Here is a 19,500-nt window from a genome sequence, read left to right as displayed (position 1 = left end):
ACGGATCAGACGCTGTTCAGGGCGGCAGTGGGCACGCCTGTTGTCCGGTCAATCGGTTGAGCGTCCAGTGTGGCAGGGCCCAGGCCAGTTGCGCCGGGCAGGGCGCCCCGGTGAGTTCCGCCGGGAGCGCGAGGCCCAACCGGCGCAGGATCAGCGCCATGTTGGCGGTGGCATCGTCACCCAGTGCCGCCGCGCCGGTGGATTTTGACAGCTTCTGGCCGTCGGTGCCGACCAGCACGGGCAGGTGCCCGTAGCGCGGCCGTGGGCGAGCGAGGCAATCCAGTACATGCAACTGGCGCGGGGTGGAGTCGATCAGGTCCACACCGCGCAGCACATCGGTGATGCCATCGTCGGCATCGTCCACCGCGCAGGCCAGCTGGTAGGCGTACAGGCCATCGCGGCGGCGAATCACGAAGGCGCCTTCGGTGTCGCGCAGCGCAAACGACTGCGGGCCTTGCAGCCGGTCGGTGAAGGCCACGGGTGTATCGGGCACCGCCAGCCGGACAGCGCTGTCGTGTGCGGTGGCCACCGCCACCGACGGGCCGGGATGCACCCCGCCGAGTTCGGCCAGCGCACGCCGGGACAGCGTGCAATAAAAAGCCTGGCCACGGCCCAGCAGGGTGTCGACCGCCGCCTGATAGGCCTCATGTCGCCGGCTCTGATAGCGCACCGGCTCATCCCAGTGCAGGCCATGCTGTGCCAGCTGCCGCAGAATCGTGTCGGCCGCGCCGGGCACTTCGCGGGGCGGATCGATATCGTCCACGCGCACCAGCCAGGTGCCCTGCTGCGCACGCGCTTCCAGATAGCTGGCCACGGCGGTCATCAGCGAACCGAGGTGCAACGGTCCCGACGGGGTGGGCGCAAAGCGGCCGCGATACGTCGTCACACCGGGACCCCGACGCAAAACGCCGGGCGAGCCCGGCGTTTGCGGTATGGCGAGTGCTGCGCGGTTGGCATCAGCCTGCCAGTTGCTTTTCCTTGATTTCCGCCAGCTCCTTGCAGTCGATGCACAGCTCGGCGGTGGGGCGTGCCTCCAGGCGACGCACACCGATTTCCACACCGCAGGCTTCGCAGTAGCCGTAGTCGCCGGTGTCGATCTTGTCGAGCGCCTTCTCGATCTTCTTCAGCAGTTTGCGCTCGCGGTCGCGGGTGCGCAGTTCCAGGGCAAATTCTTCTTCCTGGGTGGCGCGGTCTGCCGGATCGGGCAGGTTGGCCGCTTCATCCTGCAGGTGATGCATGGTGCGGTCTGCTTCCTCCATCAGTTCCTGGCGCCAGGCGATCAGGATGCGGCGGAAGTGCGTGTACTGCTCCTCGCTCATGTACTCCTCGCCTTTGGCGGGGATGTAGGGCGTAAAACCGTGAATCAGCATGCCCGGCTTCGGGGCCGGAATGTCCATGGGATCTTTCACTTTCGTCGATACCTGAGAAGTGGTGGATGGGGCGGCACTTCCCTGCGCTGACTTGCCGAGATCCGTTCTGGCATGGGCACCCGGGCCGCCCGACGGAACGGGCGGCCTGGGTGCGGCTTTCGGTGGCAGGGGGCGCTTGGCGCCGGGTGCCGTGGCGGTGGCCTTCTTCGGGGCCGCCGGCTGAGTTGTCTTGGCCGATCGGGCAGCGGCTTTTACCGCCTTGGTTTTCGGCGTTGCCGCCGGTTTGGCGGCGGGCTTGCTGGTTTGGGTCGCGGCTGCCTTGGCCGGAGCTTTCTTCGCGGCCGGCTTTGCCGCGGGCTTTGCTGTGGGTTTGGCAACGGGAGTTGCAGCCGTTTTTTTCGCCGGGGCTTTTTTCGCTGGGGCTTTTTTTGCTGCGGTCGCCTTGGGTTTCACTGCGGTAGCCTTGGGCTTGGGGGCCGGTTTGGTGGAGGCCTTGCTGGCGGCTTTCGCTTTCGGTGCGGCAGCTTTGCTTGCTGGCTTGGTGGCTGTCTTCGCTTTTGCGGGCACGGCGGCTTTCGCCGGTGCTTTTTTTGCAGCGGCTTTGGCAGCGGGCTTCGCGGCGGATTTCACAGCGGCTTTCTTGGGAGCTGTCTTGGTGGCCGTCCTGGAAGAAGTGGCCTTGGCCGGGGTCTTCTTGGCCGGCTTGGCGGCGGCGGGCTTGGCCTTGGCTTTCGCTGCAGGCTTGGCGGCTTTGGCGGCGGCGGCCTTTTTCGGGGCGGCCTTCGCGGGTACTTTTTTCTTGCGGGTAGCCATCCTGATCAACTCCCTTAACATACTCGCTGCTCACTGTTAGTTTGAGCGCCGCATCCACCGGCGCCGCAGGCAAGTCTTCGACGATACCCTCACCGCAGGGTTTTTGTCACCCCTGGGGCGCCCCCGGGCCGGGAAGCCGGAGAGCCTTCTCATCCCTGTGCCGGCCATGCCCACGGCGCGCAGATTATAGTCATCCTTTGTGAAACTGAAAGAGAGGTCGAGCGTGATCACCGAACGATTTCCCCGCGCTGCACGCTGTGACCGGATTGCGCCCTTTCATGTCATGGCGCTGGTGGAGCGTGCCCAGGCCCTGGCCGCCGCCGGCCATGATGTGATCCACCTGGGCGTCGGCGAGCCGGATTTCGCGACGCCGCCGGCCATTGTCGAGGCCGGCCGCGCGGCGCTCTCGGCGGGCCAGACCCGCTATACCCCGGCGATCGGCATCCCGGCGTTGCGCGAGGCGATCGCCGGCTTTTATCAGACGCGCTTCGGGGTGACCGTCTCGCCGGAGCGGATCGTCGTCACGCCCGGTGCCTCCGGGGGGCTGCAACTGCTGATGGCGGCTATGGTCGGGCCGGGCGACGGCGTGCTGCTCAGCGACCCCGGCTATCCCTGCAACCGCCATTTCGTCGAACTGGTCAGCGCCACCCCGCAACCGCTGGTGCTGTCGGCGGCCGCAGGCTGGCGCATCGATCCTGCCGCCGTGGCGGCGGCCTGGCAGCCGCATACCCGCGTGGCCATGTTTGCCTCGCCGGACAATCCCACCGGCAATGTGCTCAGCCGTGAGCAGATCCGGGGGCTGGCGGCGGTGGCGCGGGAGCGCAATGGCGCTCTGATCATCGACGAGATCTATCAGGGGCTGGTGTATGAACAGCCGGCAGAGACCGCGCTGGCGGTGGCGCCGGAGGCGCTGGTGCTGAACAGCTTCAGCAAATACTTCGGCATGACCGGCTGGCGGCTGGGCTGGGTGGTGGCGCCGCCGGCGCTGGTGCCGGACCTGGACCGCATGGCACAGAACTTTTTCCTGTCGCCCTCGGCCCCGGCGCAGTACGCCGCGCTGGCCGCCTTCCAGCCGGACACACTGGCGGAGCTTGAGCGCCGTCGCCAGGTGCTGGCGGAGCGCCGTGCCTGCCTGCTGGAAAAGCTTCCGGCGATGGGCCTGAAGGTGGTCGGCAACCCGGCCGGGGCCTTTTACCTGTATCTGGATGTCTCGGCCGTCACCGACGACAGCTATGCGTTCAGCCGCGCGTTGCTGGAGCAGGCGCATGTGGCCCTCACGCCGGGGGTGGATTTTGGCCCTGGGCATCAGCCGTCGCGTTACCTGCGGGTGGCCTATACCTGTGACCTGCCACGCCTGGAAGAAGCGCTGGCACGGCTGAGCCGATTCATGGAGACGCTGTGAAATTCGACCCCCCTCTGGCACGTGGCCGCCTGCTGCGTCGCTATAAACGGTTCATGGCCGACATCATCGCCGACGACGGACGCGAGTTGACGCTGCATTGTCCTAACACCGGCTCAATGAAATTCTGTACACCGGAACAGGGTGCCGTGCTGTTTTCCGACAGCGGCAACCCGAAGCGAAAGTATCGCCATACCTGGGAAGCGGTACAGGTGGCGCACGGTCATTGGGCCGGCATCAATACCAGCCGCACCAATGCGCTGGTAGCGGAGGCGATTCTGGCGGGGCGTTTGCCCAGTTTGCCGAATGATCATGTGCGCCGTGAAGTGACCTGGGGGGATAGCCGTTTTGATCTGGCACTGGGTGAGGGCGAGACGCCGCACACGCTGATCGAAGTGAAAAACGTGACGCTGGGGCCGGGCCCGGATGATGACGACCACGGTGTGATCTGCTTTCCCGACGCGGTGACCGAACGCGGGCAAAAGCACCTGCGAACACTGATGCAGGTGGTGGCCGCCGGCCAGCGTGCCGTGCTGGTGTTCTGCGTGCAGCACACCGGGGCGCGCGAGGTACGTCCGGCGGACGATATTGATCCCCGTTACGGCGCACTGCTGCGCGAGGCACATGCGGCAGGTGTTGAGGTGCTGGCTTGGCGTACGCGAATTTCACCGGAAGAAATGGTGCTGGATGAGGCGGTGCCGGTGAGGCTTGTGTAGATCGATGCTTGTACATACAATGTATGCATGCTTAGGTTTAGCTGGGATGCAGCCAAGGCGCACTCAAATCTGAAGAAGCACGGCGTTTCCTTTGAGGAGGCGCGATCGGTGTTTTACGATGAGTTTGCCATACAGTTTGAGGATGACAGCCATTCAGGCGAGCAGCGTTTTTTGCTGCTGGGCATGAGTCGCGCTGGTCGTGTGCTTGTTGTGGTGCACTGCGAGCGAGGACCAGATGGTGAGGAACTCAGGATTATTTCGGCACGGAGAGCCACCGGGCGAGAGCGCCAGCACTACCAGGGTGAGCCGTTATGAAAGATGAATACGATTTCTCCAGACTGAAGGGCCGCAAGAATCCTTATGCGGCCAAACTGAAGAAGCCGGTCACGATCCGGCTCAGTGAGGATGTGATTGATTACTTCAAGCACATGGCAGAAGAGTCTGGCGTGCCCTATCAGAGCCTGATCAATCTCTATCTGCGCGATTGCGCCATCCATCACCGCAAGGTCGATATCCAGTGGCACTCCTGAGCAGGCTGTCAAAAAGCAGTCTCTGACAGGAGCGCCGTCACCGCGCTGGCTTACTCCAGCGTCTCCGGCTTGCCATGCGCGCGTCTTTCCGCCAGCCATTCGGCATGGCTCTGCGCGGCCTGTTCGCCCGCCATGGATTCCAGTATCTGGAAATAATCCTGCTTCATCGGATCGTCCAGCACGTCAACGCGGGGTTTGATGCGCACGGCATAGACGGATTGCACATTCTGGTGATCAAAGGCGCGCCATTGCTGTTCATCTTTCAGCAGCGTGTAGCGGTGGCCTTCCAGCGCACGGATCAGGGCCTCGCTGTCAAAACTGCGGGCGCGCTGCACGGCGTCGGCCCATTGGTAGACGATGCTGTAGGCCGAGGCGGCGGAGGTGGTCGGGTAGGTGTTGTAGTGCCGGACAAATTCGTTGACGAAGGTCTGCCCGCGCGTGTGACCAAAATGAAACGGCACGTTCCAGGTCCAGGGGGTGGCGCCGACCACACCCTCCATGATCGCCGGGCCGACCTGGTCGACCATGCTCAGGGTCAGGTTCGGCACGGTGATCTGCATGCGTTCGGTCAGGCCCAGTTCATAGGCGAGCCGCATGGCTTTCACCATCTGGTCACCGAACAGCACCAGCACCAGGACGTCAGCGTCGCTGGCGGCGGCAGCGTCCATGGCGGCTTTCAGCTCGCGATAGTGAAAGCGCGGGAACGGCACCATGACCTGCGGGTGCGCCGTGACGTCGGTGGTGTCGGTGAATTGCCGCATGGAAGCTTCGGTGGTGGTGCCCCAGGTGTAGTCGGCGGTGACGTAGAAATATTTTTTGTCGGCGAAGTTCTGCTCCAGGTAATTACTCAGCACGCGCGCGGCCATGTGGCCGTTGTAGCACTCGCGGAACATGTAGCGGTGGCCGTCCTTGCCGGTGGTGTCGTTAGAGTAGGTCAGCGTGCCGAAGTAGAGCAGGCCGCGTTCGCGGGCGCGGCGGCCGGCGGCGATGGCGACAGCGCTGGAGGAACCACCGAACAGCATGCGCACGCCCTGGTCGGCGAGCTGGTCGACATTGGCCACGGCGCGATCCGGTTGCGAGGCAGTGTCGGCATCGAGCATTTCAATGGGCCGGCCGAGCACGCCGCCAGCGGCGTTGATTTCATCAATGGCCATCAGCGCGCCGCGACGCTGCATCAGGCCCTCCTGCCGGTATTCGCCGCTGGACGGATAGTTCAGGCCGATGCGCACTGGCGTTGCGGCTGTCGAGAGCGTGCTGGCGGCAAGCAGCAACAGGGTCAGCAGACCCGTGACAGAGGTGTTCATCCTGGTCCCCCTTCCGGCGTGATCCGTGCCGGGATTTTTGTGTTATGCCAGCAGGAATAACACGGGCGTGCCGGGGGCAATATTAGTCATTGGTCGAAAAGCGATCAGGCCGGTCAGGCGTTGTCGGCGGGGAAACTCAGCAGCCGGCGGATATCCGGCTCGTCGAGGCGGCACATCAGGACCCGGTCCAGGCCGACGGCCACACCGGCGCAGTCGGGCAGGCCGTGGGTCAGGGCTGCGATCAGGTGCGGGTCGGCAGCCATGTCCGGTAGGGCCTGCTCGGCGCGTTGCGCCCGGTCCTGCGCAAAACGGCTGGCCTGTTCAGCGGGGTCGGTCAGTTCGAAGTAACCGTTGGCCAGTTCCAGCCCACCGGCATAGATCTCGAAGCGCTGGGCGACGACGGTACCGTCGGGATCGGCGGTGGTGCGCGCCAGGGCAGCAGCCCAGCCGGGGAACCGCTCGACGACAGTCAGCTGGTCCGGGGGCAGGGCGGCTTCCACTTCGGTGGCCATCAGATAGTCCACCAGTGCGGTGTGGTCCAGGTCAGGCAGTTCTGCCTGGCGGCTGGCGTGGGCGCGCAGGGTGGCGGTGTCGGTGGTCAGCGGGTCCAGCCCGGTGACGTCACGGAACAGATCGCGGAAGGCATGGCGGCGGATGCGCGGCAGCGAGAGCAGTTCGCTCAGCAGCGTGGTGCATTCGTGGATCAGGGCATCCAGATCAAAGCCGGGGCGATACCACTCCAGCAGGGTAAATTCCGGGTTGTGCCGCCGGCCTGCTTCGCCTTGGCGGAAGGCGTGGCTGATCTGCCAGATGGGTCCGCTGCCAGCGGCCAGCAGGCGCTTCATGTGGTATTCGGGGGAGGATTGCAGATAGCCGTAACCCGGCACCGGGATGCATTGAATGTGCAGGTCGGTCACACCGTGGCTGGCCAGTTGCGGGGTGTCCACTTCCAGCACGCCACGGGCGTCGAAAAAAGCCCTGACCTGCCGGTAAAGCGCGGCCCGTGCCGCGAGGGCACGGGCCGTTGCGCCGGGGCGCCAGTCGGTCATCAGGCCTTGACGCGGTTGACGTACTCGCCGGTGCGGGTATCGACCTTGACGATCTCGCCGGTCTGCACGAACAGTGGCACGCGCACGGTGGCGCCGGTGGACAGCCGGGCCGGCTTGCCGCCGGTGCCGGCGGTGTCACCCTTGACGCCCGGGTCGGTCTCGACGATTTCCAGTTCGACGAAATTCGGCGGGGCCACAGCCAGCGGGGCGCCGTTCCACAGGGTCACGGTGCAGACATCTTCTTCTTTCAGCCATTGAATGGCGTCGCGCACGGCCGCTTCATCCGCCGGCAGCTGCTCGAAGCTCTCCGGGTTCATGAAGTGCCAGAATTCACCGTCGGCGTAGAGATACTGCATTTCCACGTCCATCACATCGGCGCCTTCCAGGGATTCGCCGGACTTGAAGGTCCGCTCCCAGATCTTGCCGCTCCGCAGGTTGCGCAGGCGCACCCGGTTGAAAGCCTGTCCCTTGCCGGGTTTGACGAATTCGTTCTCGACGATGGCGCACGGGTCGCCGTCCAGCATCACCTTCAGGCCGGACTTGAATTCGCTGGTAGAATAGGTCGCCATGTACACACACCCACAGTCAAACATGAATTAAGGGCGGCAATGATAACGCAGCAGAGGCAGAGTTGGCAGACCGTCCCGGCGGGGTGGCGCGCATGATCCGTGACGAGGCCCTGATCCCCCTGGCGACGCCCTCCGATGAGGCCTGGCTGCGCGAGCAGGCGAGCGTGATCACTGACCCCGGCGAGCTGCTGGCCGGGCTGGGCCTCAGCCGTGCGGAGCTACCGGAAGCGCTGCGCGCGGCGGCTGATTTCCCGTTGCGGGTGCCGCGCGGCTATGCGGCGCGCATGCGTGCCGGCGACCCGTGCGATCCGCTGTTGCGGCAGGTGCTTGCCAGTGGCGAGGAACTGCGCGAGGTGCCGGGCTACCGGGCCGATCCACTGGCCGAGGCAGACCACACGCCCGTGCCGGGCATCCTGCACAAGTACCATGGCCGCGTGCTGCTGGTCGTCACCGGCGCCTGCGCGGTGCATTGCCGTTACTGCTTCCGCCGGCATTTTCCCTATCAGTCACATCTGCCCACGGCAGCCCGGCTGGATGAGGCGCTGGCCTGGCTGGCCGCGCGGGACGATATCGAGGAAGTGATCCTCAGCGGCGGTGATCCACTGAGCCTGACAGATCGCAAGCTGGGGCAGTTGCTGGCGCGCCTGGCCGCGCTGCCGCACCTGAAACGGCTGCGGGTACACAGCCGCCTGCCGGTGGTGATCGACAGCCGCATCACGCCGGCGCTGGTGGATTTGCTCGGCGACCCGCGCTGGCAGAGCGTGCTGGTGCTGCATGCCAATCATGCCCAGGAACTGACACCGGCCCTGCGCGACGGTGTGCGGGCATTGCAGGCGGCCGGTGTCATGGTGCTGAACCAGGCGGTGCTGCTACGGGGCGTGAACGACACGCTGGCGGCGCAGGAAGCACTGAGCCTGGCATTGTTTGCGCACGGCGTACTGCCGTACTACCTGCACCAGCTTGATCAGGTGGCCGGTGCAGCCCATTTTGCCGTGCCGGACGCGGAAGCACTGGCATTACACGCTGCCTTGCGCGCCCGCCTGCCGGGGTATCTGTTGCCGGCGCTGGTACGTGAATTGCCGGGGGATTGCAGCAAGACACCGCTGGCGGCACTGCATCACGAAACGCCCGGCACCCTGTCGCATTTACAAGCCTCGCCGGACTGACTTAAAGTCGGAAGCCACTGCACAAAATAACAACAATGATATACACCTGCGCGGCGCGCGCAGGCCAGCGATTGAGGTAGTGCATGTCCGGGGACAATTCACTGATTCGCCTGAAGCTGCCGGAGCAGGATCTGCGCGCGCTCACCATCGGCAGCGACCAGCCACGCAAGCTCCAGACCTGGGTAGACCAGCTCCCCCTGATGAACATGGGGGAAACCTCCCGCCAGCTTTATCAGTACCTGCAGGAGCTCAACCGCCTGCAACTGGACACCCGTACCCGTCTGCAACTGCTGGAGATTGTGCGGCCGGCGGTGCTGCATGTGTGCGACAGCCTCGGCAAGCATTACCTGAAACAGTCACTGGTGCTGCCGGAAAAGGCGCGGCGCGTTGCCAGCCTGGCGCAGGCATTGCAGGGGCATCTGGCCAGTGGCTACAAGCTGGTGGTGGCGCGTGGCGTCGCGCGCATCCAGCGCATGCAGCAGGACGGCGAGCGCGAGCGCCCGCAGGATCGTGAGATACGACTGGCCATCGCCACCGCGCTGGAGCGGGCGGTGGCGGCACTGGGTGATACCCTGCTGCGCTGCTATCAGCTTTATTTCCCCACACCTCGGCATCTGTGGCTTGAGCTACACCAGCTTTACCTGCTGGCGTCCACCTGCCAGCTGGCGCTGTTGCCGGTGCCTGACCCGATGCTCCGGCACTTGCCCGCGATCACGGTGGCCCAGGCTTACTGCCGCACTTTGCTGCTGGCCACGGCCAAACCGAACCAGCTGCGGCAACAGGAACTGGCCTGGATCTATGACGCCACGGAAGCCTGGTCGGTGCTGATGGCAGTGCGGCCCGCCGCCAGCCGGGATGATCTGTTCGTGTTCGACCTGCTGCTGGACCGGCCGCCGACCTATCGCACGCACGTATCCGCCGCCCGCGACAGCAGCCGCTACATCGATTCCCAGGCACTGGTGGCGCAGCTCACGCAGTGCGTGAACGGTTCCCCGCCGGAGGACTTTCTATTGCCGCGTGGCGCCAGCGATGGTCTGCTGGCGCATCTGCAGCAGGCCTGGGGGGCGCTGACGGAACGCTCTTTTCAGCGGCAGGATCAGCAGATCAGGCTGGAAATCTGTTTCGGCATCGGCGCGGTGCACCACTTTTCCTCCCATGGCGTCGACTTCGCCACCCAGATTGGCGCGGCGCAGCTGCGTGTGCTGGCTGGCGAAGACAACAACCCGTTCAGCGGGCAGGTGCGCCGCAATGCCGGTGCCGGCATGCGCCCGGCACTGCCGGAAGAGGGCTGGGACCAGTCCTTTGATGGTGGCAGCCGGCGCATGGCGCACGAATTGCAGGGCAATCAGGTGGAAAGTATCGACCTGTCGCGCATCACCGCCGCAGTGCAGGCCTATGGTACCGAGGTCAAGGCGGTGCAGTTTGATCGCCACAGCTGCCAGACCGTGAACGTCAGCCCCGGCGGCTACTGCCTGGCCTGGCAGGGCGAGACGCCGGCGCAGTTGCGCACGGGCGAGCTGGTCGGTGTGCATGAGGAAGAGCACCATGACTGGACCGTGGGGGTGATTCGCTGGGTGCGGCAACTGACCCACCAGGGCGCCCAGTTCGGCATTGAGCTGCTGGCCCCGCGCGCGTTGCCGGCTGCCGCCCGGGTGCTGAAGAAGACCGGCGACAGTGGTGAATTTCTGCGCGTGCTGTTGCTGCCGGAACTGCACGCGATCGCGCAGCCTGCTACCTTGCTGGTGCCGGCGGTGGGGTTCAGCTCCGGCTCCAGGGTGGAACTGCTGCGCCAGGGGGCGGCCGAGCGGGTACAGTTGCTGCGCCGGGTCAGCAGCACGGGCAGTTTCGGCCAGTTCGAGTTCCGTTCACTGGATGCCCCGGTGGCAGCACCCGCCGACGATGAGTTTCAGTCGATCTGGTCTTCATTGTGATGTGTGTCACGTTTTGTTGGTGGTCCAGGGCGCAAGCTGCCCGCCGGCTTGATTACCACACCGGAGCGGGCAAAATGTGCGCGTCCAGACGTGGCCACACTATCCTGGGGGGGATGTGGATCGCGTGCCAGAGGTTGGCGCATCCGCCACATCGTGCAGGTCAGTCATGAATGCTCCTCATTCCATAGAGCCCGTCAGGCTTTCTGATAACAGGCCCCAGATGACCTATAAACTCGACACCATCCGACTGTTGATCGCCCACGATTCCCAGGATGAGGCGGAGCAGTTGATGAACGCCCTGCGCAATGCCGGCCGCGCCACCCGCGCGGAGCTGGTGCTGGGCGAGGACGAGCTGCTGCGCGCGCTCAAGTCCGGCAGTTGGGAAATGTTGCTGTGCCGTCCGTCTTTCGGTGGCTGCACGCTGGAAACGGTGATGGCGCACTTGCAGCGGTTGGGCAAGGCGGTGCCGGTGATCCTGCTGGCGGACGATTTCGATGCCGGGCAACTGCGTTCGGCGATGGCGGTGGGCGCCCGCGCGGTGGCGCCGGTGGATGACCGTGAACTGATCATGCTGCTGGTGGACCAGCAACTGGATTATGTACGCATGCGCAAGGAACGCCAGCAGACCGAACTGGCCCTGCGTGAAGCGGAAAAGCGCCTGTCCGTGCTGATGGACCAGAGCCGCGACGCGATTGCCTACGTGGTCGACGGCATGCATATCCATGCCAACGACACCTATCTGGAGATGTTCGGCTACCCCAGCGCCGAGGACCTGGCCGGCGTGCCGATCATGGACATGGTGTCCGCCGCCGATCACGAAAAACTGAAAAAACTGCTGCGCAGCCGCGCACAGGATGAAAGCAAGACACACGAGCTCGAATGCCGGGGCGTGAACACCTCTGGCGACGAATTCGATGCCACGTTCGTATTCGCCCCTTCTACCTATGATGGTGAAACCTGCACCCAGATCGTGATCCGCAGCGCGCAGGTGGATGAATCCGTGTTCCAGGAACGGCTGCAGGAAATGAGCCAGGTGGATCAGGTCACCGGCCTGTACAACCGGCTCTGGTTCATGGAGCAACTGGACCAGGCCGTGGGCGAGGTGCTCAAGACCGGCCAGATGAGTGCCCTGCTGTATCTGCGCCTGGATGAATTCGAACAGGTGCAGGGCAGTGTCGGCATTGAAGGGGCAGACGAAGCGCTGACGCTGATCGGGGCCTGCCTGCGCAAGCGGCTTGGCGAAAACGTGCCGATGGCGCGCGTTGGCGACGAAGATTTCGCCATGCTGGTGCCCGTCAGCGAGCGCGAGGACGCAGCCGGCATCGCCGAGCAACTGCGTGCCGACATCGAGGCGCTGATGCCACCGGTGCAGGGCCGCACCCTGCAGATGACGGCCAGTGTCGGCGTCGCCTTCGTGCAGGAAGACAGCCGCAACGGCCAGGGTGTGATTACGCGCGCGCTGGACTGCTGTAACAAGGCGCAGAAAATGCGCGACGGCAAGGGCAACAGCGTGCATGTGCACGACCCGATGGACGATGTGGCTGCCGGTTCATCCGAGGCCATCGTGCTGGCGATTCGTCAGGCGCTGGAACAGGGCACCTTCAAGCTGCTGTACCAGCCGGTGATGAACCTTGAGGATGAAAGCGATCACTTCTTCGAGGTGTTCGTGCACTTGCCGCAAAAAGGCGGGGATGACCTCAAGCCGGAAGCCTTCATGCCGATTGCCGCCGAACATGGCCTGGCCGGCAAAATCGATCGCTGGGTGGCATTGCACGCCATGCGCGCCGCGATGGCGGAAAAAGCGCCGGTGCGGTTGCTGGTGAACCTCAGCGGCTACTCATTGCAGGATGCCGAGCTGGCGCCGTGGATCGGCAAGGCGATCAAGGCTGCCAAGTTCGATCCGCGCCGTCTGTTGTTCCAGATTTCCGAAGGCGACGCCAACACCTTCCTGAAACAGGCACAGGCGTTTGCCGAACAGGTCGCGGTGCTGGGCTGTGGTTTCTCCATCAGCCGTTTCGCAGGCGGCATCAATCCGTTCAAACTGTTCGAGCATGTCCCGGTATCGATGGTCAAATTCGACGGCAGCTTCACCCAGGAACTGGGCAAGCCGGAGAGCCGGGCCAAGTTCGCCGAACTGATCACCCAGGCCAGCAGCCGGGGCAAACAGGTGCTGGTGGGCTTTGTCGAGTCGGCGCAGCAGATGCAGGTGTTGTGGACGCTGGGCGGGATCAATTATCTGCAGGGCTTCTACCTGCAGGCGCCGGGACCCAAATTGCAGCTCAATCCTGAAGAATAAACAACGCCGGGCAAAGGTACTAACCCGGCCGCCGTCGAGGGGTGTCAGGCCTCGGGCGTTTCTTTCGCCTCAAGCCCTGCGGATAACAGCTCTGCCTGATCCTTGTCGCGCACCCCGATCAGATACAGGATGCCGTCCAGCCCCAGTGTGGAGATCGACTGCTTGGCGCTTTCCTTCACCAGCGGCTTGGCGCGGAAGGCAATGCCCAGGCCGGCGATACCGAGCATCGGCAGGTCGTTGGCACCGTCGCCCACGGCGATTACCTGTTCCAGGCTGATGCCTTCCTGCTCGGCGATGGCTTTCAGCAATTCCGCCTTGCGCTGGCCATTGACGATCTGGCCGACAACGCGGCCGGTGACCCTGCCGTCCTCGATTTCCAGGTCGTTGGCGTAGACGTGGTTGATGCCCAGCCGCTGCTTGAGATATTCCCCGAACCAGGTGAAGCCGCCGCTGAGAATCGCGGTGCGATAACCCAGTGCTTTCAGTGTGCCGATCAGACGTTCGGCGCCTTCGGTCAGGCGGATGCGTTGCTGCACACGGTGCAGCGCATCGGCATCCAGCCCCTTCAGCAGGGCCACGCGGGCGCGGAAGCTTTCGTTGAAGTCCAGTTCGCCGCGCATGGCGCGCTCGGTGATGGCCGCCACCTGTTCGCCGACGCCGGCCTCGGCGGCCAGCTCGTCGATCACTTCCGACTGGATCAGGGTGGAATCCATATCGAACACCACCAGCCGGCGATTGCGGCGGAAGGCGCTGTCTTTCTGAAAGCCGATGTCCACGTTGCGCTCGTTGGCGATATCCAGGAACGCGGCGCGCATGGCTTCCGGGTCTTTCGGCTCGCCGCGCACGGAAATCTCGATGCAGGCACGCTGATCGGTGTCGGCGTCCTCGCCGGCTTCATTTTCCAGGTGTACGCGGCCGGAAAGCCGGTTGATGCTGTCGATGTTCAGTTCGTTGGCTGCCACCACGGCGGTGACGTCACTGAGCTGCTCGGCGGTGATCTTGCGTGCCAGCAGCGTGATGATATAGCGGTCCTTGCCCTGGCCGGCGACCCACTCTTCATAGCGCTCGTGATCAATGGGACGAAAGCGCACCGACACATTCAGCTTGTGCGCCTCGAACAGCAGGTCCTTGAGCATCGGGGCAGCTTCGGCGGTGGGCGGCACTTCCACCAGAATGCCCAGTGACAGGGTGTCGTGGATCACCGCCTGCCCCATGTCGAGAATGTTGAGACGAAACTGCGCCAGGATACGGGTAAAGGCTGCGGTGAGACCGGGTCGGTCGCCGCCGGAAACCTGGATCAGGATAATGTCGCGCACTCAAAGGGTCCTCATTGCAGGAGCAGGCAAAGGCGCGCATAGGTTAGCAGCAAAGTGCCGTGACGGCATGCGCTGCGGCGAGGTGCTTTACCGGGCGCGTACGATATACTCCGCCGCATCTGCCCCTCCCATCAGGAATGGATCATGCCCCAGGCGGACATGGCGCGCTGGCGCCAGTGGATCATCGGAGAACGCCCCCTGCTGCGTGAACTGGCCGTGCTGTTGCTGGCGAGCCTGTTGATCGGTCTGTATTTCCTCGAGCACCTGGACAGCCGGCTGGCCGAGGCCCGCCGCGACTATCTCGGCGCGCTGGCGATCCAGGTGGCCGAGAACGCGGTGGAATACACGGCCACCAATAATCTGGTCAGCCTGAACGTGATTGCCCGCCGCACCGGCGAACTGGGGCCGGTGGCGCGCGTGACGCTGGAAGACGCCGGTGGCCGCGTGCTGGCCAGTAGCGGTACGCCGGTGGAGGCGGCGCCGGTGCAGCAGCCGATGCGCCTGGCCGATGGCGGTATCGTCGGCGTGGTGAAGCTCTGGCCGGCGGCGGAGACGGCGACGCGCAAGAAAGTCGAAGCCGGTTTTGTGCTGCTGGTGCTGTGTCTGCTCGGCCTGCGCGTGCTGGTGCTGATGCTGGAGCGGCGCCTGCGCGGCGAACCCTTGTGGCACCTGCCGCCGGCCGCGCCGGCACCGGTCGAAGAACAGGCACCGGAGGCCGCTGCGCCGGTCCCGGTGACCGCCGTGCTGCGCCTGGCGCTGGTAAACGAGGCACACCTGCGTGGCCGCTACACCGACAGCCTGTTCGCATCATTGCTGGCACCTTATGAACAGGCGCTGGCGGAGGTCACGCTGCTGTATGGTGGTGCGCTGCAGACGCGGCTGGACGAGGGGGCACTGATCGGCTTCCAGGGCGAGCCGGCGGATGCTGCGTTCAATGCCGTGTGCGCCGGCATGCTGTTTCTGAAAGTCAGCCGCCAGCTTGCCGAGCAACGCAAACAGGCCGGGCAGATGGCGCTGGAATTCAAACTGCTGGTGACCGGCGACAGGGACCCGGTGCGCAGCCTGGCCTGTTGCGAGGCCGGTGTGCCGGGCCGGCTGCATGTGCCGGAAAACGAACTGCTCGCGCTGTCGCTGGACACCCGCTCACTGTATCGCCCCGAACAGGCCCTGACCGTGCATTGTGCCGACGGTGACGACCTGCGACTGCAACCGCTGGAGCAACTGGCCCAGCGGTATCAGGCGCAGATCAATGATCAGGCGGTGCGGCTGGCCGTGGGTGCACCGGAATCCGGTGTCGGCTCACCGCAGAGATAACGCCGTATCGCATCGTTGACGCGCTGTTGCAAACCGGGCACGCCCTGGTGCCCGAACAGGCGGTTGAATTCCAGCAGCATCGGTTGCCCGTTCACCATCGCCACGTCGAAGCCGGCGTGGTCGATGTTCAGATACCCCGTCAGTGTCAGCACGAAATCCGTCGCGGTTTCCGGTATGGGCAGGTCATGCCGCACGCGGCCGCCGCGTGCCACGTTGTTGTGAAAATCAGTGCCTTCGCGCCAGTAGGCAGCCACCAGTTCCCGTCCCACCACCACGATGCGCAGGTCGCGTTCGATGGGCAGTTTTTCCTGCACATAGAGCACGGCGTTGTCGGTGGCGTAACGCTCGAACTGCTCTGCGCTTTCGATCAGGAACACGCCCAGCCCCTCACTGGCGCGAATCTGTTTGGCCACAAACGGCAGCGGCCAGCGGTGCAGCACGTCGCGCACATTCTCCGGTGTGCTGGCGAGAATGTCGGTGCGCGGCACGTGCGTCGGGCAGGCGGCCTGGAAGGCGCGGGTCATTTCCACTTTGTCGTGGCCCAGGTGATAGCTCACCGGGCTGGGGAAGATTTTTTTCTTCAGGGCGTAATGCAGGGTGTTCAGCTGCCAGTAGCCGGGAAACAGCAGCCAGTCAGCGTCGCGCAGGGCGTCCAGGTGCTGGTGCATGAGTTCCGGTTTGATATAACGCACACCCGGCAGGCCGAGGGTGCGGAAAGGGTCGAAGGTGATCAGCCGCATACAGGTCCGGAACGGGGGCGATGCGGCGGATTCTTGGGCAGGAGAGGGAGGGCCGTCAATAGGCGCTGGCGCCCTCCCGAAGAGCGATTCAGATGCGGACCTTGCCGAGCGGCTGGCCCATGCGTACCGGGCTTTCTGCGCCGAGGCCGGCTTCCCAGTCGCAGGCGCCTTCCGGAAACAGCATCACCACGGTCGAGCCCAGCATGAAGCGGCCCAGTTCAGCGCCCTTTTCAATCACGACCGGTTCGACACGGTCATAGCGGGTGCGGGTGATCTCGGTCGGCTGCGGTGTGACCTGGCCGGCGAAGACGGTCTCGATACCCGCGACGATCATGGCGCCGACCAGGATCACGGCCACCGGCCCCTGTTCGGTGTCGAAGATGCACACGGCGCGTTCGTTGCGGGCAAACAGGCGCGGCACCTGGCGAGTCGTCACAGCGTTGACCGAAAACAGCTTGCCCGGCACATAGATCATTTCGCGCAGGGTGCCGGTGACCGGCATGTGCACGCGGTGATAATCGCGCGGTGACAGGTACACGGTGGCGAAGTGGCCGTTGCTGAATTCGCTGGCCAGGGCGCTGTCGCCGCCGAGCAGTTCATAAACGGAATAATACTGGCCCTTGGCCTGCAAGACGTCACTGCCACGCAGTTTGCCGAGCTGGCTGATGGTGCCGTCGGCAGGGCAGGCGATGTCGTCCGCTTCTGGCGCAATCGGGCGTGCGCCGTCTTTCAGGGCGCGGGTGAAAAACGCATTGAAGCTCGCGAACTGGTCCGGGTCTTCGATCACCGCTTCGCTGAGGTCAATGTCAAAACGGTTGCTGAACTGATTGATGAAGGTGGTCTTGATCCACGGGATTTCGCTGCGGGCACACCAGCCCACCAGGCGCGACAGCAGGTGTTGTGGCACCAGATACTGCAACAGGACAAACAACCGGTCGACAAACGAGCTCTGCATTATTTCAGGTCCTTTTCCACGGGGGTGTCCGGGTGATTGCCCCACTCCGACCAGGAGCCGGCATAACCGCGGATATTGTCAAAGCCGAGTATCTTGCCGACCAGCCAGCTGAAGCTGGAACGGTGATGCGTCTGGCAGTGGGTGATGATTTCCTTGTCCGGTGTGATGCCGCGCGCGGCCAGTTCGTCGCGCAGGGTATCCAGGTCGCGCAGGCGCAGGTTGCGCGTTTTGTCCATCGGCTCGGTCCACTCGTAGTGGACGGCGCCGGGCATATGGCCGGCTTTCTGGGCGAAGGCGCGCACGCCATCGAATTCCTCGCGCGAGCGGGCGTCCCAGATCACCACGTTGTCGGCGTTGTAACGGGCCAGCATTTCCTCGAACGGCACATCGGTACGCGGGTTCTTCTCGCCCAGCTGATAGTCGCTCGGGCGTGCGGTCGCCGGGGTGTCTTCGGTGGGCAGGCCATCGGCCAGCCAGGCGTGGATACCGCCGTCGAGGTAGCTGTAGCGCGTGTGGCCGACCGCATCGAGCAGCCACAGCAGGCGTCCGGCCCAGCCGCCGCCTTCGTCGTCATAGGCGACCACGTGGGTGTCGGGGGTCAGGCCAATGTCCGACAGCAGGGCGGCCAGGCCGTCGTCTTCCGGCAACAGGCCCGGTGCGGGCAGGGTGTTGCGCTGCAGCCGCTTGAAATCCAGGTGGATGGCACCGGGCACGTGGGCCTGCTGGTACACCACGGGTTTGCCCAGGTCCACGATCAGCAGACCGTCGTCACCCAGGTGCGGCAACAACTGTTGCGGCGAAACAAGCAGTGGCAGATCGCTGGCCATCGGGGGCTTCCTTGAGGCGTCCGTCAAAGCCGGACGGGGCGTTCGATTCTACCGGAGCGCGTGCGGAAATGCAGGCGGCGGTCAGTCGTTGTCGCTGCGGTCGTAGCGCTGGCGGGCCGTCTCGTCCAGCGTTTCGCGGATGCGGTAATAGTTTTCCAGCCGTTCGGCGCTGATGTCGCCCGCCTCGACGGCGCCGGTCAGGGCGCAGCCGGGTTCGTGCAGGTGCGAGCAGTTGCGGAAGCGGCAATGGCCGGCCAGCGGCGCCAGTTCCCGGTAGCCGCGCAGCAACTCGTCCTCGTCGATATGCCACAGGCCGAATTCACGGATGCCGGGGGAGTCGATCAGATTGCCGCCGTCGGGCAGGTGGAACAGCCGGGCGGTGGTGGTGGTGTGCTGGCCCAGGCCGGACACATCGGACAGCACATTGGTGGCCAGTTCGGCGTCCGGCAGCAGCACGTTGACCAGCGATGATTTGCCGACCCCGGACTGGCCGACAAACACGCAGGTGTGGCCCACCAGGGCGTCACGCAGGGCGCTCAGGCCGTGTGCGTCGGCGGCGGAGGCTTCCAGCAGCGGGTAGCCGAGGTCGTGATAGATGGCGCTGAGTTCGTCGAAGTGCGGACGCAGCACGTCGTCGATCAGGTCGGCCTTGTTCAGTACCAGCACCGGCGTGATGCCGGACAGCTCGGCGGCCACCAGATAGCGATCCAGCAGCTGGCTGGACGGCACGGGGGCCGGTGCGAACACAATCAGCATGCGGTCGACGTTGGCGGCCACCGGCTTGAGCTTGCCGTAGTTGTCAGGACGGCACAGCACGCTGGTGCGCTCGTCGGTGGCCACCACCACGCCATCGCCGCTGCTTTGCGCCGGCTGCCACAGCACCCGGTCGCCGACCACCAGTTGCGCCAGATTGGCACGGAAATGGCAGCGCTGACGGCTGCCATCGAGCAGGCTTTCCACCTCGACCTTGCTGCCATAATGCGCGGTGATCAGCCCGGCCTGTTCATCGCCGAGCTGGTCGGCCACGTCGTCGTCCTGCTGCGCCTGCTTGCGCTGCGCGCGCGCCAGGCGCTCGTTCTGGACTTTCTCGATCCGCCAGCGCTGGCGGCGGTTGAGTTGGCGTTTGCTCATCAGGTATCCGGGTGGGGGCGCAGGGCTGCTACTATAGCCGCCATGTCCGTGGCCTGACAGCCGCGATCCATTCA

General features: G+C 64.7%; 18 protein-coding genes. 8 read left to right on the top strand and 10 right to left on the bottom strand.

Features of this window, described 5'->3' with window-relative positions:
- Positions 1 to 16: 16 nt before the first annotated feature.
- Positions 17 to 886 (bottom strand): tRNA glutamyl-Q(34) synthetase GluQRS, encoded by an 870-nt coding sequence (gene gluQRS / locus S7S_RS15995; protein ID WP_082027745.1) that lies wholly within the window; start codon positions 884 to 886, stop codon positions 17 to 19.
- 70 nt (positions 887 to 956) lie between these two features.
- A complete protein-coding gene (gene dksA / locus S7S_RS19945; protein ID WP_008733356.1) occupies positions 957 to 1,397 on the bottom strand; it encodes an RNA polymerase-binding protein DksA in 441 nt (146 codons plus the stop codon).
- Positions 1,398 to 2,406: 1,009 nt separating this feature from the next.
- Between dksA and S7S_RS15980 the strand changes: the two genes are divergently transcribed.
- From S7S_RS15980 to S7S_RS15965, 4 genes are read left to right on the top strand one after another with little or no spacing between them, the layout of a single operon-like run.
- Positions 2,407 to 3,585 carry an aminotransferase class I/II-fold pyridoxal phosphate-dependent enzyme gene (locus S7S_RS15980; RefSeq protein WP_008733358.1) on the top strand — a complete coding sequence of 393 codons (1,179 nt, stop codon included), beginning with the start codon at positions 2,407 to 2,409 and terminating at the stop codon, positions 3,583 to 3,585.
- The gene (sfsA, locus tag S7S_RS15975; protein WP_008733359.1) at positions 3,582 to 4,298 is read left to right on the top strand and encodes a DNA/RNA nuclease SfsA; all 717 of its coding nucleotides are present in this window, start codon (positions 3,582 to 3,584) and stop codon (positions 4,296 to 4,298) included. The genes S7S_RS15980 and sfsA overlap by 4 nt, the downstream gene beginning before the upstream one ends.
- 27 nt (positions 4,299 to 4,325) lie before the next feature.
- Positions 4,326 to 4,613: a BrnT family toxin gene (locus tag S7S_RS15970; RefSeq protein ID WP_008733360.1), complete on the top strand. Its 288-nt coding sequence runs from the start codon at positions 4,326 to 4,328 to the stop codon at positions 4,611 to 4,613.
- Positions 4,610 to 4,828, top strand: a complete 219-nt coding sequence (locus S7S_RS15965; protein WP_008733361.1) for a BrnA antitoxin family protein — start codon at positions 4,610 to 4,612, stop codon at positions 4,826 to 4,828. The genes S7S_RS15970 and S7S_RS15965 overlap by 4 nt, the downstream gene beginning before the upstream one ends.
- A 50-nt stretch (positions 4,829 to 4,878) precedes the next feature.
- On the opposite strand, the gene S7S_RS15960 is transcribed toward S7S_RS15965, so the two are convergent.
- The 3 genes from S7S_RS15960 to efp all read right to left on the bottom strand — a co-directional run bounded on the left by S7S_RS15960 (position 4,879) and on the right by efp (position 7,750).
- Positions 4,879 to 6,132: an ABC transporter substrate-binding protein gene (locus tag S7S_RS15960; protein ID WP_008733363.1), complete on the bottom strand. Its 1,254-nt coding sequence runs from the start codon at positions 6,130 to 6,132 to the stop codon at positions 4,879 to 4,881.
- Positions 6,133 to 6,245: 113 nt separating this feature from the next.
- The gene (gene epmA, locus S7S_RS15955; protein ID WP_008733365.1) at positions 6,246 to 7,181 is read right to left on the bottom strand and encodes an EF-P lysine aminoacylase EpmA; all 936 of its coding nucleotides are present in this window, start codon (positions 7,179 to 7,181) and stop codon (positions 6,246 to 6,248) included.
- Positions 7,181 to 7,750 carry an elongation factor P gene (gene efp / locus S7S_RS15950; RefSeq protein ID WP_008733367.1) on the bottom strand — a complete coding sequence of 190 codons (570 nt, stop codon included), beginning with the start codon at positions 7,748 to 7,750 and terminating at the stop codon, positions 7,181 to 7,183. Before efp ends, epmA begins: the two co-directional genes overlap by 1 nt.
- A gap of 62 nt (positions 7,751 to 7,812) precedes the next feature.
- Here efp and epmB point away from each other — a divergent pair, with 62 nt between their 5' ends.
- The 3 genes from epmB to S7S_RS15935 all read left to right on the top strand — a co-directional run bounded on the left by epmB (position 7,813) and on the right by S7S_RS15935 (position 13,143).
- Positions 7,813 to 8,916 carry an EF-P beta-lysylation protein EpmB gene (gene epmB, locus S7S_RS15945; protein ID WP_082027744.1) on the top strand — a complete coding sequence of 368 codons (1,104 nt, stop codon included), beginning with the start codon at positions 7,813 to 7,815 and terminating at the stop codon, positions 8,914 to 8,916.
- An 83-nt stretch (positions 8,917 to 8,999) separates the two neighbouring features.
- Positions 9,000 to 10,847 (top strand): hypothetical protein, encoded by a 1,848-nt coding sequence (locus S7S_RS15940; protein WP_008733370.1) that lies wholly within the window; start codon positions 9,000 to 9,002, stop codon positions 10,845 to 10,847.
- A gap of 220 nt (positions 10,848 to 11,067) precedes the next feature.
- A complete protein-coding gene (locus S7S_RS15935) occupies positions 11,068 to 13,143 on the top strand; it encodes an EAL domain-containing protein (RefSeq protein ID WP_008733371.1) in 2,076 nt (691 codons plus the stop codon).
- A gap of 44 nt (positions 13,144 to 13,187) precedes the next feature.
- Here S7S_RS15935 and serB read toward each other — a convergent pair whose 3' ends face one another.
- On the bottom strand, positions 13,188 to 14,459 hold the full coding sequence (gene serB, locus S7S_RS15930; protein WP_008733372.1) for a phosphoserine phosphatase SerB: 1,272 nt from the start codon (positions 14,457 to 14,459) through the stop codon (positions 13,188 to 13,190).
- A gap of 144 nt (positions 14,460 to 14,603) precedes the next feature.
- Here serB and S7S_RS15925 point away from each other — a divergent pair, with 144 nt between their 5' ends.
- Positions 14,604 to 15,773 carry a hypothetical protein gene (locus S7S_RS15925; RefSeq protein ID WP_008733374.1) on the top strand — a complete coding sequence of 390 codons (1,170 nt, stop codon included), beginning with the start codon at positions 14,604 to 14,606 and terminating at the stop codon, positions 15,771 to 15,773.
- Here S7S_RS15925 and S7S_RS15920 read toward each other — a convergent pair.
- The 4 genes from S7S_RS15920 to rsgA all read right to left on the bottom strand — a co-directional run bounded on the left by S7S_RS15920 (position 15,713) and on the right by rsgA (position 19,426).
- Positions 15,713 to 16,513, bottom strand: coding sequence for an ATP-grasp domain-containing protein (locus S7S_RS15920; protein WP_008733377.1), 801 nt, complete (start codon positions 16,511 to 16,513; stop codon positions 15,713 to 15,715). The two genes, S7S_RS15925 and S7S_RS15920, sit on opposite strands and share 61 nt — an antisense overlap.
- An 88-nt stretch (positions 16,514 to 16,601) precedes the next feature.
- Complete coding sequence (gene asd / locus S7S_RS15915) at positions 16,602 to 17,468, bottom strand: archaetidylserine decarboxylase (protein WP_008733379.1); 867 nt, start codon at positions 17,466 to 17,468, stop codon at positions 16,602 to 16,604.
- A complete protein-coding gene (locus tag S7S_RS15910; RefSeq protein ID WP_008733381.1) occupies positions 17,468 to 18,295 on the bottom strand; it encodes a sulfurtransferase in 828 nt (275 codons plus the stop codon). The genes asd and S7S_RS15910 overlap by 1 nt, the downstream gene beginning before the upstream one ends.
- A gap of 81 nt (positions 18,296 to 18,376) precedes the next feature.
- Positions 18,377 to 19,426: a small ribosomal subunit biogenesis GTPase RsgA gene (rsgA, locus tag S7S_RS15905; protein WP_008733383.1), complete on the bottom strand. Its 1,050-nt coding sequence runs from the start codon at positions 19,424 to 19,426 to the stop codon at positions 18,377 to 18,379.
- Positions 19,427 to 19,500: the final 74 nt, after the last annotated feature.

It is taken from the genome of Isoalcanivorax pacificus W11-5 (assembly GCF_000299335.2).
Lineage (GTDB): Bacteria > Pseudomonadota > Gammaproteobacteria > Pseudomonadales > Alcanivoracaceae > Isoalcanivorax > Isoalcanivorax pacificus.
This window is presented reverse-complemented; position numbering and strand designations above follow the sequence as displayed.